Here is a 15,896-nt window from a genome sequence, read left to right as displayed (position 1 = left end):
GGCAAGTCCCAACTGCCGCTGCTCATGCAACCATGTATCAGCCGAGTAGGAATGCGCTACACCCGCAGGCCGCCTACCGGCGGCAGGGAGGTAACTGACAGGCGACCATGGCTGAGATCATTTCTCCTCGCGGCTGGCTAGCGCTCGGCATCGTGATCCTCACGGCCGGGATCATCGCCGCTATCGGAGCTGGCTTTGATGCTGCCGGACTGACGCTGGTAGGTGGCACCGCAGCTGTACTCGCCACCACAGCGCGCGAAGCCACGGAAGAAAAAGCAGCCCGTGCGCCCGTTGATACGGCATCCGTCGGCGAGCCCGATCTGGTGCTGGATGCACTCGCGGAGCCGGTGCTCGTGCTCGGAGGCCCCCGCATCCTCGCCGCCAACCGCGCTGCGCGCGAACTTCTCGGCGACCATATCATCGGCGAGGATGCGCGTACGGCCATCCGGCATCCCGCAGCCGCCGCGGTACTCGCCGGCACGAGCGACGGTGAGCCCGTTGCGCTCGCGGGGCTCGGGTCGCCCGATCAGCGGTGGGACATGCGCGTCGCCGCGATCGGCGACGGGCGCCGGCTCGTCCATCTTGCCGATCGCAGCGGCAGTCATGCCGCGGAGCGCATGCGGGTCGACTTCGTGGCCAATGCCAGCCATGAACTGCGCACCCCGCTCGCCTCGATCCTCGGCTATGTGGAAACCCTGTCGGACGAGGCCGGGGAGGATCCTGCGCTGCGGGCCCGTTTCCTCAAAATCGTCCTCGACGAAGCCCGCCGCATGGATCGGCTGGTCGATGACCTCATGAGCCTTTCCCGTATCGAGGCGGAGAAGTTCCGAACGCCCGCAGAGGTGATCAATCTCGCGGACCTCGTCGACAAGACCCAGGCGGAACTGGCGGATGCGCACAACGGCCGCGGTCGTGACATCATCCTCGAATATGAGCCGGGGGCCTACGTGCCGGTGCTCGGTGATGCGTCGCAATTATCGCAATTGCTCCACAACCTCATCGGCAACGCGATGAAATATGGCCGCGCGGGCACACCGATCCGTGTCTCGCTCACTCGCGAAGAGGGTACCGTGCGCCTCGTCGTCGCCGACCAAGGGGAAGGGATCCCTCCGGAGCACCTGCCGCGGCTCACGGAGCGCTTCTACCGCGTCGATCCGGGCCGCAGCCGCTCCATCGGCGGAACCGGGCTCGGTCTCGCCATCGTCAAGCACATCGCGGAGCGGCATCGCGGCCGGCTGGAGATATCCAGCCGTCTTGGCGAAGGCACGCGCGTCGCAGTTACCCTACGCGCCCCGGCTGCAGCAGAGACGTTGTCATGAAGCCGTAACGCACGTGTCACACAGGCCGCCCGGTCGCGGCTGGAGCGACGGATTTCGGGATGCCAATGATTCGCGCCGTCATGCCGATCGTGCTGCTCGCACTGGTCGCCGCCTGTCATGATCAGGCGAGCGGCGGGGCGGGCGCACGCGATCAGATCCGGGCGGTTGGCTCCTCCACGGTCTATCCCTTCACCACGATCGTTGCCGAGCAGTTCCTTGCCAATAACCCCGACGCTCGTCCCCCTGTGATCGAATCGACCGGTACAGGCGCCGGGATGAAGCTGTTCTGCGGAGGGATCGGTGCGGCTTATCCGGACATAGAAAATGCCTCGCGCCGGATGAAGCGCAGTGAATTCGATACCTGCGCGCGCAACGGTGCGGGAGACATTCTGGAAATCCAGGTCGGCATCGACGGCGTCGCCTTTGCGGAGGCCAAGAACGGCCCAAAGATGCCGCTCACACCCGCTGATCTCTACCGGGCGCTTGCTGCCAATCCCAACGGCCGCCCCAACACCGCGCGCACTTGGCGCGACGTGAACCCGGCGCTGCCGGCAACGCCGATCCAGGTCTACGGACCGCCTTCAACCAGCGGAACGCGCGATGCCCTGGCGGAACTGATCCTCGCAAAGGGCTGCGAGGAAGTGGATCCCGCAGCAAAGGCGATGAAGGCGCACGACGAGGACGCGTTCAAGAAGCGCTGCCAGCGCGTGCGCGAGGACGGCGCCTATATCGACGCCGGGGAGAACGATAATCTCATCGTTCAGAAGCTGACGGCCAACCCCAACGCGATCGGCATCTTCGGCTATTCGTATCTCGAGGAAAATGCGGGCTCGGTGGTCGGCGTGCCGATCTCGGGCGTCACGCCGAGTGATGCGACCATTGCTGACGGCAGCTACCCCGGCGCCCGCCCGCTCTACCTTTATGTGAAGAAGGCGCATCTCGATGCGGTCCCCGGCTTGCGTCAGTACCTGAAGCAATATGCGAAGCTCTGGGGCGAAGGCGGCCCCCTCGCCCGGCGCGGTCTGATCGCCGCGCCGGCGGCCGTGCAGGCTCATGCGGCCGAGGTCGTTCACAAGGAAATGCCGTTCGACGGACGTGAACTGTCATGAGCGTCGGCGCTCTGTTCTTTGTGGTCGCTGCGTTCGGGTTGATTGCCTGGTTCATGGCGCGTGCCCGCGCGGCCGCCTTCCGAGGCTCGACGTCGGGACGCTTCACGGCCCTGCCCGGCCATTATGGCTGGTACGTCGCGTTGTGGACGATCATCCCCCCGGTGGCGTTCCTCTCCATCTGGTCATTCACCTCGCCGGCGCTGGTGACCGATGCGGTCATCGCAACGCCTGCGGCGGCGGCGCTGCCGGCCCAAGGCTTCGAACGCGCCGCCATCCTGTCGGAAGCGCGGAACCTCGCGCGTGGCCAGGCTTTCGGAGCCTTCCACGATCTCTCTGAAGTGCTGGCCCCCGCCTATGCCGCCGCGCAGGCGCGCTTCAACTGGATCGCGACTGCGCTGGCCGCGACGCTTGCGTTCGCCGGCTTCGCCTTCGCCTATCTTCGCGTACGCCCGCAATTCGCCGCCCGCACCCACGTCGAACGGATCGTGATGATCGCGCTGCTGGCGGCGTCGCTGATCGCGATCCTCACGACTGTCGGTATCGTCGCCAGCCTGGTCTTTGAAAGTGCGCGCTTCTTCTCGATCGTGCCGATTACCGATTTCCTGTTCGGCACCCATTGGTCGCCGCAGGTCATCGACGCGCGCGATCCGGGTGCGAGCCTCGGCGCGCTGCCCCTCTTCTGGGGCACCTTCTTCATCGGCGCGATCATCGCGATGATCGTGGCGATCCCGTTCGGGCTGATGAGCGCCATCTACCTGACGCAATATGCCAAGCCGCGCACCCGCCGCTGGATGAAGCCGCTGCTGGAAATCCTCGCCGGCGTTCCTACGGTGGTCTACGGCTATTTCGCAGCGCTGACGGTGGCGCCGGCAGTTCGCGACTTCGCCGTGGCGATCGGCATCACGTGGGCCAGCAGCGAAAGCGCACTTGCAGCCGGGCTCGTCATGGGCGTGATGATCATTCCCTTCGTCTCCTCCATGGCAGACGATTCGCTCGCCGCCGTGCCCAATGCGATGCGGGATGGCAGTCTGGCGATGGGTGCCACGCCCTCGGAAACGATCCGCAAGGTTCTCGTTCCTGCCGCCCTCCCAGGGATCGTCGGCGGCGTGCTTCTCGCCGTCAGTCGCGCGATCGGCGAGACGATGATCGTCGTGATGGCGGCATCCGGCGTCGCTGCGCTGACGCTCAATCCCTTCGCCAGCACCACGACGGTGACCAAGCAGATCGTCGATCTCCTCACCGGCGAAGCAGAATTCGACAGCGCGAAGACGCTCGCGGCCTTTGCGCTCGGCCTCACGCTGTTCGTCGTCACGCTCCTCCTTAACATCGTCGCGCTGATGGTCGTGAAAAGATATCGGGAAGCTTATGACTGAGCGCGCGCCCACCGATTGGCGCACGGAAGCGATGCGGCGTCGCATCGCGCGCCGATACGCTGCCGAACGACGCTTTCGCCTCCTGGGTCTTGGCGCAATCTTGCTGTCGGCCGGGTTCCTCGCCTTCCTGATCATCACCATGGTGGCGCAGGGCGCGGCAGGCTTCACCGAAACCCGTCTCGCGCTACCGATCGATTTCGCGAGGGCGAACCTCGCCGTCACGCCCGAGCAGTTGCGTGGCGATCGCGCCGATCTGGCTCTGGCCGGTGCGGGCCTTGAATCAGTGGTCGATAGCGCCGCCGGCGCCGCTTACGGGCCGGAAGGCGGTGCGGCGCTCCTGTCTGAGGGTGCATGGCTGAGGGTGCGCGACGCCGTAAAGGCCGATCCCTCGCTGCTCCGCCGCTCCGCCCTGATCGAGGTGCCGGTTTCGACTGAAATCGACATGGCATACAAGGGTGATGGCCCGCCCGCTGCCGAGCGGATTGTCGCCGCGCTGGGCAACCGTCTGTCGCTCGGCCTCAACCGCGGCTTCTTCACCGGCGCGGATTCGACGGATCCGACCCGCGTCGGCATCTGGGGCGCGCTGAAGGGCTCGCTGCTGACGATGTTCGTCACGCTGGCGCTCGCCTTCCCGATCGGCGTCCTATCCGCCCTCTATCTTGAGGAATATGCACCAAAGAACCGCTGGACTGACCTCATCGAGGTCTCGATCAACAATCTTGCAGCAGTGCCCTCGATCATCTTCGGCCTGCTTGGCTTAGCGGTATTTCTTGGCACGCTCGGACTGCCACGCTCGGCGCCGATCGTCGGTGGCCTGACGCTGGCGTTGATGACCATGCCAGTCATCGTCATCGCCGGGCGCAACGCGATCAAGGCAGTGCCGCCGTCGATCCGTGACGCAGCGCTGGGCATCGGCGCGAGCCCAGTCCAGGTCGTCTTCCACCACGTCCTGCCGCTCGCCCTTCCGGGGATCCTCACCGGCACGATCATCGGCATGGCGCGCGCACTCGGCGAGACGGCACCATTGCTGATGATCGGCATGCGCGCGTTCATCGCCGCGCCGCCGAGCGGCCTCACCGATCCAGCCACCGTTCTTCCGGTCCAGATTTTCCTCTGGTCGGACGAAGTCGCCCGCGGCTTCGTAGAAAAGACCTCTGCCGCCATCATCGTGCTGCTCGTCGTGCTGCTCGCGATGAACGGCCTTGCCATCTACCTCCGCAACCGCTTCGAGACCCGCTGGTGACGCAAAAGATCACGGCCCATCACGTCAACGTCTTCTATGGCGAGAAACAAGCCATCAGGGACGTGTCGATCGATATCGATCAGGAGGACGTAACCGCCTTCATTGGCCCGTCCGGCTGCGGCAAGTCGACCTTCCTGCGCACCCTCAATCGCATGAACGACACCGTCGCCAATGCACGCGTGGAGGGCGAGATCCGACTCGATGGCGAGGACATCTACTCAAAGGACATGGACGTCGTTCAGCTGCGCGCGCGCGTGGGCATGGTGTTCCAGAAGCCGAACCCGTTTCCCAAGTCGATCTATGAGAATGTCGCCTACGGGCCGCGCATTCATGGCCTCGCCCGCAACAAGGCGGATCTCGATCAGATCGTGGAGCAGTCGCTCACCCGCGCCGGCCTCTGGGCCGAAGTGAAGGACCGCCTGTCCGACAGTGGCACCGCTTTGTCGGGCGGCCAGCAACAACGGCTCTGCATTGCACGGGCCATCGCGGTTGATCCCGAAGTGATCCTGATGGACGAGCCATGCAGCGCGCTCGATCCGATCGCCACCGCGCGCATCGAGGAGCTGATCCACGATCTGCGCGGCCGCTATGCCATCGTGATCGTCACGCACAACATGCAGCAGGCCGCGCGCGTCAGCCAGAAGACGGCCTTCTTCCACCTGGGCGAACTGGTGGAGTACGGTGACACCAACGACATCTTCACCAACCCGCGCGAGCAGCGCACCACCGACTATATCACGGGCCGCTACGGCTGAGGGGAGAGGATATGCCGACGGGACAGGAACATACCGTCAAGGCGTTCGACGATGACATCCGCCGCCTGCGCGGGATGATCAGCCAGATGGGCGGCCTCGCGGAGGAAGCGATCGAAAGCGCGATGCTCGCGCTCGCGCGCAGCGACCTCGACCTTGCCAAGAAGGTGCGCAAGGCGGATGCCCAGATCGATGCAATCGAGGCGGAGGTGGAGCGGCTTGCGGTTCGCGTCATCGCCTTGCGCGCACCGATGGCGAATGATCTTCGCGAAGTCGTCGCAGCCTTCAAGATCGCGGCCGTGCTCGAGCGTATCGGCGATTATGCCAAGAACATCGCCAAGCGCGTGCCGATGATCGAAAGCGAGCATCGCATCGAGCCGATCTCCGTGATCCAGGCAATGGCCCGGATGGCGGCGGAAATGGTCCACGACGTTCTCAACGCCTTTGCCGCGCGCGATGCACAGGCAGCGGTGGAGATCTGCGAGCGCGACCGGGCGCTTGATGATTTCTACGACGCGATCTTCCGCACGCTCGTCACCCACATGGTTGAGAATCCCAAGACCATCAGCGAAGTCGCCCATCTGCTGTTCGTGGCCAAGAACCTCGAACGCATCGGCGATCACGCCACGAACGTTGCTGAAATGGTCTATTTCGCCGCGACGGGGACGCAACTCGGCGATCGCGAAAAGGGGGAATGATGGCACGCGCCCGCATGCTTCTGGTCGAGGACGATGCGTCCCTCGCGGAACTGCTCGTCTGGCATTTCAAGCGCGAGGATTTTGACGTCGCGCACACCATCGACGGCGAGGAGGCACTGCTGCTCGCCAAGGAGAAGGTGCCGGACATCGTCCTGCTCGACTGGATGGTGGAAGGGCTCTCGGGCATTGAGGTCTGCCGCCGCCTGCGGCGCTCGCCTGAAACGGCGAATGTGCCGATCATCATGCTCACCGCGCGCGGCGAGGAAGAGGATCGCATCCGCGGCCTGGAAACCGGCGCGGACGATTACGTTACCAAGCCGTTCAGCCCGCGCGAACTCGTCGCTCGCGTATCCGCGGTGCTGCGCCGCGTTCGCCCTGGCCTTGCTGGTGAAGCACTGAGCTACGCCGACCTCGAGATGGACACTGTCGGCCACAAGGTCCGCCGCGGTGGCGAAGTGATACCGCTCGGCCCGACCGAGTTCCGCCTGCTCAAGCATTTCCTGGAGCATCCCGGCCACGTCTTCTCCCGCGAGCGCCTGCTCGACAGCGTCTGGGGGCACGACAGCGATATCGAAAGCCGCACCGTCGATGTGCACATTCGGCGCCTTCGCAAGGCGATCAATGAAGGTGGACGGCCAGACATCATTCGAACCGTGCGGTCTGCGGGATATGCGCTGGATGCCGGCCACTAGTCATACTGAAGGATAGGCCCGACTACGTAGATGTCGAATCGCACTCGAAACGAAGGATACTTCAGCCTGTAAGTGCGTTCCTTGTGCTGCGTTTGCACGCAAGTCAGCTTTTTCAGGAGATTTCCTCATGAAGTCGTTCCTTCTCGCCGCGGCGGCGCTCATTGCCGCTCCCGCACTCGCGCAAACCCAACCGGCCCCGGCGTCTGAACAGGCCACGATCGCATCCGAGGAAACGCCGCGTCCGACCGCCCCCGGCTTCGAGGAAGAAGGCGGCCCGGCGATGGGCGGCTATGAGCCTGCCGAGCCGGCTCTGAAGGGTACCCCGCAGCCTGGGGCGCGCGTCGTGTTCCAGCCCGCGCCGCCGCCCTCGGTTGCATTCCCGCCACCCCCGCCCATGAAGAGCTACCCGATCTGCAAAAAGGGTCAGTACAACAACTGCATGCAGCGCGGCGGCAAGTAACACCGCCACTGCGGTGGACCTGACACACCGGGCGGTTGCGCCCGTTTGAATGTCGAGTATGGGAAGGCGCTTCTAATCACGCGAGGGAGCGCCTTTTCCATGTCCATCCGTTTCGATGACAAGGTTGCGATCGTCACTGGTGCCGGCGGCGGGCTCGGCCGGGAATATGCACTGGAACTGGCACGCCGCGGCGCGAAGGTCGTCGTCAACGACCTCGGCGGCGATCGCACCGGCACCGGCGCATCTGATGCCGCCCACAAGGTGGTCGAGGAGATCAAGGCTGCTGGCGGCGAGGCAATGGCCAATGGCGCCAGCGTCACCGAATACGAGCAGATGGTCGAGATGGTTGCCAAGGCCAAGGAAGCCTGGGGCGGCGTCCATGTCCTGATCAACAACGCTGGCGTGCTTCGCGACAAATCGTTTGCGAAGATGGATCCGGCGGACTTCGCCTTCGTCGTGCAGGTTCACCTGCTCGGCTCGGCCTATGCCACCAAGGCGGTGTGGGACACGATGCGCGAGCAGAACTACGGCCGCATCCTGATGACCGCGTCGTCGACCGGTCTGTACGGCAACTTCGGCCAGACGAACTATGGCGCGGCTAAGCTCGGCCTCGCCGGCTTCACCAAATCGCTGTACCTCGAGGGCGCGAAGAACAACATCAAGGTCAACACGCTCGCGCCGGTCGCCGGCACGCGCATGACCGAAGATCTGTTCCCTGAGCAACTGTTCCAGGCATTCTCGCCCGAGAAGGTGGTGCCGGCCGCACTCTATCTCGTCAGCGAGGATGCGCCGACCAACCAGATCGTCGGTGCTGGCGCCGGCGTGTTCCAGGCAGCCTATGTCACGCTGACGCCGGGCGTCGCGCTCAGCGGCGAAGAACTGTCGCCGGAGGGCATCGCGAAGCATTGGTCCGAGATCACCGACCGGACCGGCGAGATCGTGCCGGATTCGGGCGCCGGCCAGTCGATGATGATCGGCAAGAAGCTTCAGGGCGGCTGATCGGCCACGGGGGCTGCTCCAAGCGGCCCCCGCACCTGCTGCGCAAGCGCGGCACCGCGCTCAGACGAACGACTCTACCCCAGGCGTGCGATCGCCCGCGCCAGGTTATCCCGCGCCCGGGCTTCCCAGCGCGCCCGCGCCCAATCAGTGACGTACAGTCGCCCGCGGTTTAGAAAGCGTCGCAGGACCCCTGCCCTTCCCGCGCGATAGGCCGCGGGCTCGACATGGGCGTACTCCGCCGCGATCTGCGCATCATACCGGTCGAAATCGTCAGCTTCGGCACCAAGGATCGCCAGATCGACATCCAGCAGCAACGCGCCGTCCGGACACTTCCCAGCGTCAGGCACCTTGTGGTCTGCGGTCGCGAGGATTGCGGCCACCGCTCGCTCGACGCTAATTGCCGGCGCGGATAGGTCATTGCGGCACAAAGCCGCGCTCAACTCCTCGTTCCTTCCGGCGGCCGCTTGAGGATCGTAGATCGCATCGTGCCACAGAACGAAGGCGGCAGCAGCCGTGGAGTCGTGAATTTGGATACCGTCTCGCTCCGCCGCGACGAGATGGACGATCATCGCTAGAGGGTGACTCCAGTCATGATAATGACGCCACGGTTCGTGGTATCGACAACGAACTGCCGTGCCGGTCGACGTCTCCACTAGGGCAGTGAAGGCGTCGGTGACTGACATCATTCCTCGACGAGCTTCATCAGGCGCCGCTCGACCGGGGCGAGCACCGGCCCAAGCTCGTGGCCGCGCTTCACCACCTGCCCGCCTTCGCCCACAAGCGCCCACATGCCCTGCTTGTTGCGCAGTGCCGGCCGCTTCTCGATGCGGAACTCAGGCCGCTCGGCTGACCGGCGGAAGGCAGTGAAAATCGCCGCGTCTCGGCCAAGATCGATGGCATAATCCTTCCAATGACCTGCTGCGACCATGCGGCCGTACAGATCGAGGATCCGGTTCAGCTCCAGCCGCTCGAACCCGATCTGGCTGGGGCGCCACGGAAGCGGAAATGGCGTAACGACGCCCATCAGGCGCGGTCACGCTCCCGCGGCTGCTCGCCATGTTCCTCCAGCAGGGCGTCGAGCCGCTTCTTCATCGCTTCCAGTTCGCAGCGCAGCAGTTCCACCTTCTGCGTCGCCGGATCGAAGCCGTCGCAGCAAGGCGTGCCATAGGCCATGAACTTGCGTTCCGGCGCCTTTCCACCTTCAACCACCGTTGGACGCGCCGGGATGCCGACCATCACCGCGCCCTCGGGTACGTCGCGCGTCACCACGGCGTTCGCGCCCACGCGCGCGCGCCGGCCGACCGTGATCGGCCCGAGCACCTGCGCGCCCGATCCGATGATCGCGCCGTCAGAGATCGTTGGGTGGCGCTTACCCGCCACGCCGTTGTCCGGGCTCGTGCCCCCCAACGTTACGCATTGGTAGATGGTGACGTCGTCGCCGATCTCGGCCGTTTCCCCGATCACGACGAAGCCGTGATCGATGAAGAAATTGCGCCCGATCGTCGCCCCGGGATGGATGTCGATCGCCGTCATGAAGCGCGAAAAATGATTCACCAGACGGGCAAGGAAGAACAGTCGCGCGCGGTACAGGCGGTTCGCCACGCGGTGCCATCCGAGGGCCCACACGCCCGGATAGGTCAGGATTTCGAGCCGGGAATGCGGCGCGGGATCGCGCGCGCGGATCGAATCGAGATAATCGGCCAATCGCGCCATCACGCTTTCCCCTAGTCGTGACGCGCATCTAGGCCTTCCGAACGCCGTTTTCCAGCACCGCGAAAGCTGAACGCTATTGCTGCAAAGCATAGCGATCTTGTAGGATTTGGCTCGGTGCGCCATCCGGCGGCGACCAATGAACATGCCCCAGGGGACCGGTGTGGATTTTTCGCTGACGACGATCGAGGCCTTGTTGCCGTTCATCCTGGTCGGCTTCGGCGCTCAGATTGTCGACGGTGCGCTCGGCATGGCGTTCGGTGTGATCTGCAATACACTGCTGGTCGCGGTCATCGGCCTGGCCCCCGCGCGGGCGTCGGCGAACGTCCATATCGTCGAAACATTCACCACTGCCGTGTCGGGCATCAGCCATGTGCTCCACGGCAACGTCGATCGCCGCCTGTTCCTGCGGCTATTGATCCCCGGGATGATCGGCGGGATCACCGGCGCGTACCTGCTCACCAATCTGGACGGCGAGACGGTGAAGCCGTACGTTCTTGGCTATCTCGTCGCAGTCGGGATCTACCTTCTCGTGCGCGGCCTGCTGTTCCCGCCCAAGTCAAAGAAGCCCAAGGTCGTCGAGCCGCTCGGTCTCGTCGGCGGCTTTCTCGACGCGGCTGGCGGTGGCGGCTGGGGACCGATCGTTACCTCGAACCTGCTTGTTCAGGGCGTCGAGCCGCGCAAGGTGGTGGGCACCGTGAACTCCGTGGAGTTCTTCCTCACCCTCACCGTCTCGGCCACCTTCATCTTCCATCTGGGGCTGAAGGATTTCGCGACGGCTACGCTCGGCCTGCTCATCGGCGGCGTCATCGCGGCGCCGTTCGGGGCGATCATGGCAAAGAGAATCCCGACCAAGACGATGCTCATCCTGGTCGGGACCGTGCTGGTCATCACCAGCACCTACGGGTTCATCCGCGCCGTTCTGTAAGAGCGACGCGGGTTGAAACAATCAGGAGGTGGCGGCGTGGACCGTGCCGACCGCCTGCATCACCGCAGCGATACGAACGGCGCCCTGAATTACCTCGGCGGTGACGCCTGCCTTCTTCAGCACCGCCTCGTGCGAATCGATGCACATGCCGCAGCCGTTCATCGCGCTGACCGCCAGGCTGAACAGCTCGAAATCGACCTTGTCGATGCCGGGCGCGCCGATCACGTTCATGCGCAGCTTCGCCGGCATGTTGCGATATTCCTGATTCCCCGCGAGGTGCGTGAAGCGGTAATAGACGTTGTTCATCGCCATCACCGCCGCCGCAGCGCGCGCCGCATTGGCAGCTTCGGGCGAAAGCTTGTCGGCGCACTCAGCCTCGGCTGCCTCGACCAGCGGCTTGTGCCCGCTGCCATGCGCACAGGCGAGGAAAGTGCCGTACTTGCGCTGATCGTTGAGGATCGTCTCGTTCAGCAGCGAGCCGACGTTGAGGCGGATATCCTTGGCGAAATCCGGCAGCGTGCCGGCGAAGTCCTTGAGCGACATGGTATCTCTTTCGTCACGCCTCCGCTCCTGCGGAGGATTGGGGAAGCACCCGCGCCGATCGGCGCCAGGCAAAAAGAGAGGGCGCGCCAGCCGACACGCCCTCCTTTTTTCCCCTCCCTCACGCGGGAGGGGACGTGTGGCTTCAGGCCGCGATCTGGAGGACGTCGTCGCCCTTGTTCCAGTTGCACGGGCACAGCTCGTCCGTCTGCAGCGCGTCGAGCACGCGCAGCGTCTCCTGCGGGTTGCGGCCGACGTTAAGGCCGTTGACCTGCACCGCCTGGATCACGTTGTCCGGATCGATGGTGAAGGTCGCGCGGAACGCGACATGCTCGTTCGCATCGAGGATGCCCAGCGCCTCGGCGAGCTTCGCACCGTTATCGGCAAGCCACGGGAAGTCCGCTGCCGCCAGATCCGGGTCCGACTTGCGCCAGGCGAGGTGGACGTGGGCGGTATCGGTCGATGCGCCGATCAACACGGCGTCACGATCCTCGAAGTCGCCCTTCAGCTGGCTGTAACCGACGATCTCGGTCGGGCACACGAAGGTGAAGTCCTTCGGCCAGTAGAACAGAACCTTCCACTTACCCGGGAAGGCGGTCGTCAGGTCGAGCGTCTCGCCCGCGGGAAGCGCATTGGTGCCCTGCTGAACAGGAACGGTGATGGCGGGGAACTTGTCGCCGACGGTGAGCATGAATGGGCCTCCAGGAATAAATTAAGGCCTCGGGCAACCTCTCTTGCCGGGCGGCGATCCGCCTCTCTGGAAGGCGATATAAGGGGTTCTTATAATCGATCAATCACGCTATTCCGCGTGAGTTGATCGATTGAGGCGATTAGTGGCCACTTACCTACCGACTCTGAAACAGCTGCAATATCTGATCGCGTTGAAAGATCAGGGGCATTTCGGCCGGGCCGCAGACAGCTGCTTCGTTACACAGTCCACCTTGTCGGCGGGTATTCGCGAATTGGAGACGCTGATCGGCGTGACGCTGGTCGAGCGAACGCGGCGGGTCGTCCGGTTCACCCCGCTTGGCGAGCGGATCGCGGCCAAGGCACGCCGTGTGCTGCGCGAGGCGGAGGAGCTTGGCGACATGGCGCGCGCAGCCGGCAGGCCACTGTCCGGTGAAATGCGCATGAGCGTCATCCCGACGATCGCGCCCTTCCTGCTCCCGCGCGTCTTGCCGCGGCTCCGTGCGGACTATCCGGATCTGCGCCTGTTCCTGCGCGAGGAGCCGAGCGGCGCCGCCTGCGAGTCGCTCCACAACGGCCGCGCTGACTGCGTACTGCTCGCCCTGCCCTACGCCTGCGGCGAAGTGACCACGCAACCGCTGTTCGACGATCGCCTCTTCCTCGCCTTTCCGGAAGGCGAGCTGGCTGATGGCGTTACGCCTGTCTCGCCGGCCGACATCGATGAAACACGGCTGCTTCTGCTGGAGGACGGTCACTGCCTCAAGGATCATGCACTTGCCGCATGCAATCGGCCGGAGCTGCGCGCCGAGGCGACGATGATGGGCACGTCGCTCCACACCATCGTCCAGATGGTCGATAACGGCCTGGGCGTAACGATGCTGCCGGAGATCGCGCTGAAGGCCGGCATCCTCGATCACACGCACATCTGCGCTCGTCCGCTCGCAGGCGACAATCCGCGGCGGACGATCGCCCTTGCCTGGCGTCGTGCCAGCCCGCGCGAGCGGGATTTCCGGCTGCTTGCCGATATATTGTCCGGAACGATGACACCCCCCGGCCCTGCCAGCTCGAGCTCCGCGCCGAATTAAGGGCTCGCTCGCCGCGACGCTTTCTTGCTACGCGTTCCAAAAATCGATGCGAGGAGAGCGGGCATGAACGATCAACGGCCGGTTGCTGCATGAGCGGGGCGTCTGGCGCACGACTTACCGAGGTCGCAGAGCGGCACCGCTTCGACGAGGCGAAGCTCGCCGCCTGGCTGGATCGCAATGTCGACGGGTTCGGCAATGGAATGCAGGTCCGCCAGTTCGTCGGCGGCGCCTCCAACCCCACGTTCATGCTTTCCACCGACGCCGGCGATTACGTCCTGCGCAAGAAGCCTCCAGGCCAGTTGCTGGCGAGTGCCCACCAGGTGGACCGCGAGTACTGTGTGATGGCGGCGCTGCGCGACACCGATGTTCCCGTGCCGAACATGCGCGCGCTGTGCGAAGATCCCGAGATTATTGGCACCGCCTTCTACGTCATGGATTACCTGGAAGGCCGCATCTTCCGCGATGCTTCCCTCCCCGATCTGTCGCCGGCCGAGCGGGCTGAGGTATATGACCAGCTCAACAAAACGCTGGCCGCGCTTCACTCGGTCGATCACCGCGCGGTCGGCCTGGAAGACTACGGCCGCCCGACCGGCTATTTCGAGCGCCAGGTCGCCCGGTGGACCAAGCAATATCGTGGCGCGGAGACGCAGCCGATCCCGGCGATGGAGGCGCTGATCGCCGACCTCCCCGGCCGTATTCCGAGGGACGAGGCGGTCGGCATCGCACATGGCGACTATCGGTTGGAGAACGTCATGTTCCATCCCACCGAGCCGCGCCTCATCGCGGTGCTCGATTGGGAACTGTCGACCATCGGGCACCCGCTGGCCGATCTCGGTTATAATTGCTTCATGTGGCACTCGACGTCGCCCAGCTGGGGCACGTTGGAAGGGGTGGATTTCACCACCAGCGGGATCCCGACCGAGACAGAGTATGTCGCCGCTTACAGTCGGCGCACGAGACGCGGCGGCGCGATCGAAGACTGGAACTTCTATCTCGCTTTCGCCGTGTTCCGCCTCGCCTCGATCAGCCAGGGCGTCTACGCTCGTGCCCTCGCTGGGGTGACGCCGAATGCTGGCGAGGCGATCAACGGCACCCCGATGCTCGCCGAACAGGCGCTCTCCATCTTGCGACGCGGATAAGATCATGAGCGATGCGATCACGCCCTTCACCCTTGCCGTGCCGCAGGCCGATCTCGATGACCTGCAGCAGCGGCTTTCCCGCACCCGTTGGCCGGAGCGCGAAACCGTCGATGGCTGGCAGCAAGGCGTCCCGCTTGATGCAGCGCGCGCGCTCGTCGATCATTGGCAGCATCGATATGACTGGCGTCGGTGCGAAACCGCGCTGAACGCCATCGGTCAGTTCACCACCGAAATCGATGGATTGCAGCTTCACTTCCTCCACCGGCGCTCGCCTGAGCCCAATGCCCTGCCGATCGTCATCACCCATGGCTGGCCGGGCTCGGTGATTGAATTTTCGAAGGTCATTGGTCCGCTCACGGATCCGGTCGCGCATGGTGGCCGCGCGGAGGACGCCTTCCATGTGGTCTGTCCCTCGCTCCCCGGTTACGGCTTCTCGCAGCGTCCTTCCGAAGGCTGGCCCGTGCCTCGCGTCGCCAAGGCATGGATCGCGCTGATGAAGCGGCTGGGTTATGATCGCTTCGTCGCGCAAGGCGGTGACTGGGGTTCGGCCGTCACCACCGCAATCGGCGCGACGGCTGATCCATCGGTGGCTGGCATTCACCTCAACATGGTGGTGGCGAGACCGACCGCGGAGGACATGGCGACCCTGACCGATCGCGAAAAGACGGCGCTCGAAAGCCTTCAGAACTACATGAAGGACGGCAACGGCTATTCACAGCAGCAGGCCACCCGCCCGCAGACCCTCGGCTACGGGCTGGTGGACTCGCCCGTCGGCCAGGCCATGTGGATCTACGAGAAGTTCCGCGAGTGGACCGATTGCGGCGGCGTGCCCGAAAACGCCCTCACCCGTGACGAGATGCTCGATGATATCATGCTCTATTGGCTGACGGGCACCGGCGCATCTTCCGGGCGGCTCTACTGGGAAAGCTTCGGCAGCTTCTCGAGCGAGACGGTGAATGTCCCGACCGGGTGCAGCATTTTCCCAAAGGAGATCTTCCGGGCCTCGCGCCGCTGGGCGGAACGGCAATTCCCCAACATCATCCACTGGAACGAGCTTGACCGCGGCGGCCACTTCGCCGCTTTCGAGCAACCGGAACTGTTCGTCGACGAAGTGCGCGACGCGTTCCGGACGCTCCGCTGACCGGCCCGTCCATCCTGCCCG

General features: G+C 64.6%; 18 protein-coding genes. 13 read left to right on the top strand and 5 right to left on the bottom strand.

Features of this window, described 5'->3' with window-relative positions; genetic code table 11:
* The first annotated feature begins 107 nt into the window (after positions 1 to 107).
* From ACH0CP_RS11105 to ACH0CP_RS11065, 9 genes are all read left to right on the top strand, one after another.
* Positions 108 to 1,319, top strand: a complete 1,212-nt coding sequence (locus tag ACH0CP_RS11105; protein WP_406888697.1) for an ATP-binding protein — start codon at positions 108 to 110, stop codon at positions 1,317 to 1,319.
* A gap of 59 nt (positions 1,320 to 1,378) precedes the next feature.
* Positions 1,379 to 2,428 carry a substrate-binding domain-containing protein gene (locus tag ACH0CP_RS11100; protein WP_406888698.1) on the top strand — a complete coding sequence of 350 codons (1,050 nt, stop codon included), beginning with the start codon at positions 1,379 to 1,381 and terminating at the stop codon, positions 2,426 to 2,428.
* Positions 2,425 to 3,801 (top strand): phosphate ABC transporter permease subunit PstC, encoded by a 1,377-nt coding sequence (pstC, locus tag ACH0CP_RS11095; protein ID WP_406875717.1) that lies wholly within the window; start codon positions 2,425 to 2,427, stop codon positions 3,799 to 3,801. Before ACH0CP_RS11100 ends, pstC begins: the two co-directional genes overlap by 4 nt.
* Complete coding sequence (pstA, locus tag ACH0CP_RS11090) at positions 3,794 to 5,044, top strand: phosphate ABC transporter permease PstA (protein WP_294441637.1); 1,251 nt, start codon at positions 3,794 to 3,796, stop codon at positions 5,042 to 5,044. The genes pstC and pstA overlap by 8 nt, the downstream gene beginning before the upstream one ends.
* Complete coding sequence (pstB, locus tag ACH0CP_RS11085; protein WP_406888700.1) at positions 5,041 to 5,799, top strand: phosphate ABC transporter ATP-binding protein PstB; 759 nt, start codon at positions 5,041 to 5,043, stop codon at positions 5,797 to 5,799. The genes pstA and pstB overlap by 4 nt, the downstream gene beginning before the upstream one ends.
* An 11-nt stretch (positions 5,800 to 5,810) precedes the next feature.
* Positions 5,811 to 6,494 carry a phosphate signaling complex protein PhoU gene (gene phoU, locus ACH0CP_RS11080; protein ID WP_294441639.1) on the top strand — a complete coding sequence of 228 codons (684 nt, stop codon included), beginning with the start codon at positions 5,811 to 5,813 and terminating at the stop codon, positions 6,492 to 6,494.
* A complete protein-coding gene (gene phoB / locus ACH0CP_RS11075; RefSeq protein ID WP_406888702.1) occupies positions 6,494 to 7,186 on the top strand; it encodes a phosphate regulon transcriptional regulator PhoB in 693 nt (230 codons plus the stop codon). The genes phoU and phoB overlap by 1 nt, the downstream gene beginning before the upstream one ends.
* Before the next feature lie 127 nt (positions 7,187 to 7,313).
* Positions 7,314 to 7,646, top strand: a complete 333-nt coding sequence (locus tag ACH0CP_RS11070) for a hypothetical protein (RefSeq protein WP_294441641.1) — start codon at positions 7,314 to 7,316, stop codon at positions 7,644 to 7,646.
* A gap of 99 nt (positions 7,647 to 7,745) precedes the next feature.
* Complete coding sequence (locus tag ACH0CP_RS11065; protein ID WP_294441642.1) at positions 7,746 to 8,645, top strand: SDR family NAD(P)-dependent oxidoreductase; 900 nt, start codon at positions 7,746 to 7,748, stop codon at positions 8,643 to 8,645.
* A gap of 74 nt (positions 8,646 to 8,719) precedes the next feature.
* Here ACH0CP_RS11065 and ACH0CP_RS11060 read toward each other — a convergent pair whose 3' ends face one another.
* The 3 genes from ACH0CP_RS11060 to epsC form a co-directional block, all read right to left on the bottom strand.
* Entirely contained in the window at positions 8,720 to 9,214 is a 495-nt protein-coding gene (locus tag ACH0CP_RS11060) for a hypothetical protein (protein WP_406893914.1), read from the bottom strand.
* Positions 9,215 to 9,327: 113 nt separating this feature from the next.
* Positions 9,328 to 9,669, bottom strand: a complete 342-nt coding sequence (locus ACH0CP_RS11055; RefSeq protein WP_406888706.1) for a DUF2794 domain-containing protein — start codon at positions 9,667 to 9,669, stop codon at positions 9,328 to 9,330.
* Positions 9,669 to 10,358 (bottom strand): serine O-acetyltransferase EpsC, encoded by a 690-nt coding sequence (gene epsC / locus ACH0CP_RS11050; protein ID WP_406888709.1) that lies wholly within the window; start codon positions 10,356 to 10,358, stop codon positions 9,669 to 9,671. Before epsC ends, ACH0CP_RS11055 begins: the two co-directional genes overlap by 1 nt.
* A 142-nt stretch (positions 10,359 to 10,500) precedes the next feature.
* On the opposite strand from epsC, the gene ACH0CP_RS11045 reads away from it, so the two are divergent.
* Positions 10,501 to 11,283 carry a sulfite exporter TauE/SafE family protein gene (locus ACH0CP_RS11045; protein ID WP_406888902.1) on the top strand — a complete coding sequence of 261 codons (783 nt, stop codon included), beginning with the start codon at positions 10,501 to 10,503 and terminating at the stop codon, positions 11,281 to 11,283.
* 21 nt (positions 11,284 to 11,304) lie between these two features.
* Here ACH0CP_RS11045 and ACH0CP_RS11040 read toward each other — a convergent pair whose 3' ends face one another.
* Together ACH0CP_RS11040 and ACH0CP_RS11035 are read right to left on the bottom strand one after the other, a co-directional pair.
* Positions 11,305 to 11,826, bottom strand: a complete 522-nt coding sequence (locus tag ACH0CP_RS11040) for a carboxymuconolactone decarboxylase family protein (RefSeq protein ID WP_406888711.1) — start codon at positions 11,824 to 11,826, stop codon at positions 11,305 to 11,307.
* A gap of 142 nt (positions 11,827 to 11,968) precedes the next feature.
* Complete coding sequence (locus ACH0CP_RS11035) at positions 11,969 to 12,514, bottom strand: peroxiredoxin (protein ID WP_294441648.1); 546 nt, start codon at positions 12,512 to 12,514, stop codon at positions 11,969 to 11,971.
* A 142-nt stretch (positions 12,515 to 12,656) separates the two neighbouring features.
* Between ACH0CP_RS11035 and ACH0CP_RS11030 the strand changes: the two genes are divergently transcribed.
* The 3 genes from ACH0CP_RS11030 to ACH0CP_RS11020 all read left to right on the top strand — a co-directional run bounded on the left by ACH0CP_RS11030 (position 12,657) and on the right by ACH0CP_RS11020 (position 15,875).
* Positions 12,657 to 13,595, top strand: coding sequence for a hydrogen peroxide-inducible genes activator (locus ACH0CP_RS11030; protein ID WP_406875716.1), 939 nt, complete (start codon positions 12,657 to 12,659; stop codon positions 13,593 to 13,595).
* Between the two features lie 89 nt (positions 13,596 to 13,684).
* Positions 13,685 to 14,734, top strand: coding sequence for a phosphotransferase family protein (locus tag ACH0CP_RS11025; RefSeq protein ID WP_406888713.1), 1,050 nt, complete (start codon positions 13,685 to 13,687; stop codon positions 14,732 to 14,734).
* A 4-nt stretch (positions 14,735 to 14,738) separates the two neighbouring features.
* Positions 14,739 to 15,875 (top strand): epoxide hydrolase family protein, encoded by a 1,137-nt coding sequence (locus ACH0CP_RS11020; protein ID WP_406888715.1) that lies wholly within the window; start codon positions 14,739 to 14,741, stop codon positions 15,873 to 15,875.
* Positions 15,876 to 15,896: the final 21 nt, after the last annotated feature.

Origin of the sequence: Sphingomonas sp. 179-I 2A4 NHS (genome assembly GCF_045369135.1) — a bacterium.
In the GTDB taxonomy this organism is placed as follows: domain Bacteria; phylum Pseudomonadota; class Alphaproteobacteria; order Sphingomonadales; family Sphingomonadaceae; genus Sphingomonas.
The sequence above is the reverse complement of the archived record's forward strand: the minus strand, read 5'-3'. Positions and strand labels throughout refer to the sequence as shown.

Excerpts from the sequence above, each read along its gene's own strand:
- ACH0CP_RS11055 (WP_406888706.1), bottom strand. The coding sequence starts at position 9,669 with ATGGGCGTCGTTACGCCATTTCCGCTTCCGTGGCGCCCCAGCCAGATC.
- ACH0CP_RS11020 (WP_406888715.1), top strand. The coding sequence starts at position 14,739 with ATGAGCGATGCGATCACGCCCTTCACCCTTGCCGTGCCGCAGGCCGAT.
- ACH0CP_RS11045 (WP_406888902.1), top strand. The coding sequence starts at position 10,501 with ATGCCCCAGGGGACCGGTGTGGATTTTTCGCTGACGACGATCGAGGCC.
- ACH0CP_RS11040 (WP_406888711.1), bottom strand. The coding sequence starts at position 11,826 with ATGTCGCTCAAGGACTTCGCCGGCACGCTGCCGGATTTCGCCAAGGAT.
- ACH0CP_RS11065 (WP_294441642.1), top strand. The coding sequence starts at position 7,746 with ATGTCCATCCGTTTCGATGACAAGGTTGCGATCGTCACTGGTGCCGGC.
- phoU (WP_294441639.1), top strand. The coding sequence starts at position 5,811 with ATGCCGACGGGACAGGAACATACCGTCAAGGCGTTCGACGATGACATC.
- phoB (WP_406888702.1), top strand. The coding sequence starts at position 6,494 with ATGGCACGCGCCCGCATGCTTCTGGTCGAGGACGATGCGTCCCTCGCG.
- ACH0CP_RS11105 (WP_406888697.1), top strand. The coding sequence starts at position 108 with ATGGCTGAGATCATTTCTCCTCGCGGCTGGCTAGCGCTCGGCATCGTG.
- pstA (WP_294441637.1), top strand. The coding sequence starts at position 3,794 with ATGACTGAGCGCGCGCCCACCGATTGGCGCACGGAAGCGATGCGGCGT.
- ACH0CP_RS11100 (WP_406888698.1), top strand. The coding sequence starts at position 1,379 with ATGCCAATGATTCGCGCCGTCATGCCGATCGTGCTGCTCGCACTGGTC.
- ACH0CP_RS11035 (WP_294441648.1), bottom strand. The coding sequence starts at position 12,514 with ATGCTCACCGTCGGCGACAAGTTCCCCGCCATCACCGTTCCTGTTCAG.
- epsC (WP_406888709.1), bottom strand. The coding sequence starts at position 10,358 with ATGGCGCGATTGGCCGATTATCTCGATTCGATCCGCGCGCGCGATCCC.
- ACH0CP_RS11025 (WP_406888713.1), top strand. The coding sequence starts at position 13,685 with ATGAGCGGGGCGTCTGGCGCACGACTTACCGAGGTCGCAGAGCGGCAC.
- pstC (WP_406875717.1), top strand. The coding sequence starts at position 2,425 with ATGAGCGTCGGCGCTCTGTTCTTTGTGGTCGCTGCGTTCGGGTTGATT.
- ACH0CP_RS11060 (WP_406893914.1), bottom strand. The coding sequence starts at position 9,214 with ATGATCGTCCATCTCGTCGCGGCGGAGCGAGACGGTATCCAAATTCAC.
- ACH0CP_RS11070 (WP_294441641.1), top strand. The coding sequence starts at position 7,314 with ATGAAGTCGTTCCTTCTCGCCGCGGCGGCGCTCATTGCCGCTCCCGCA.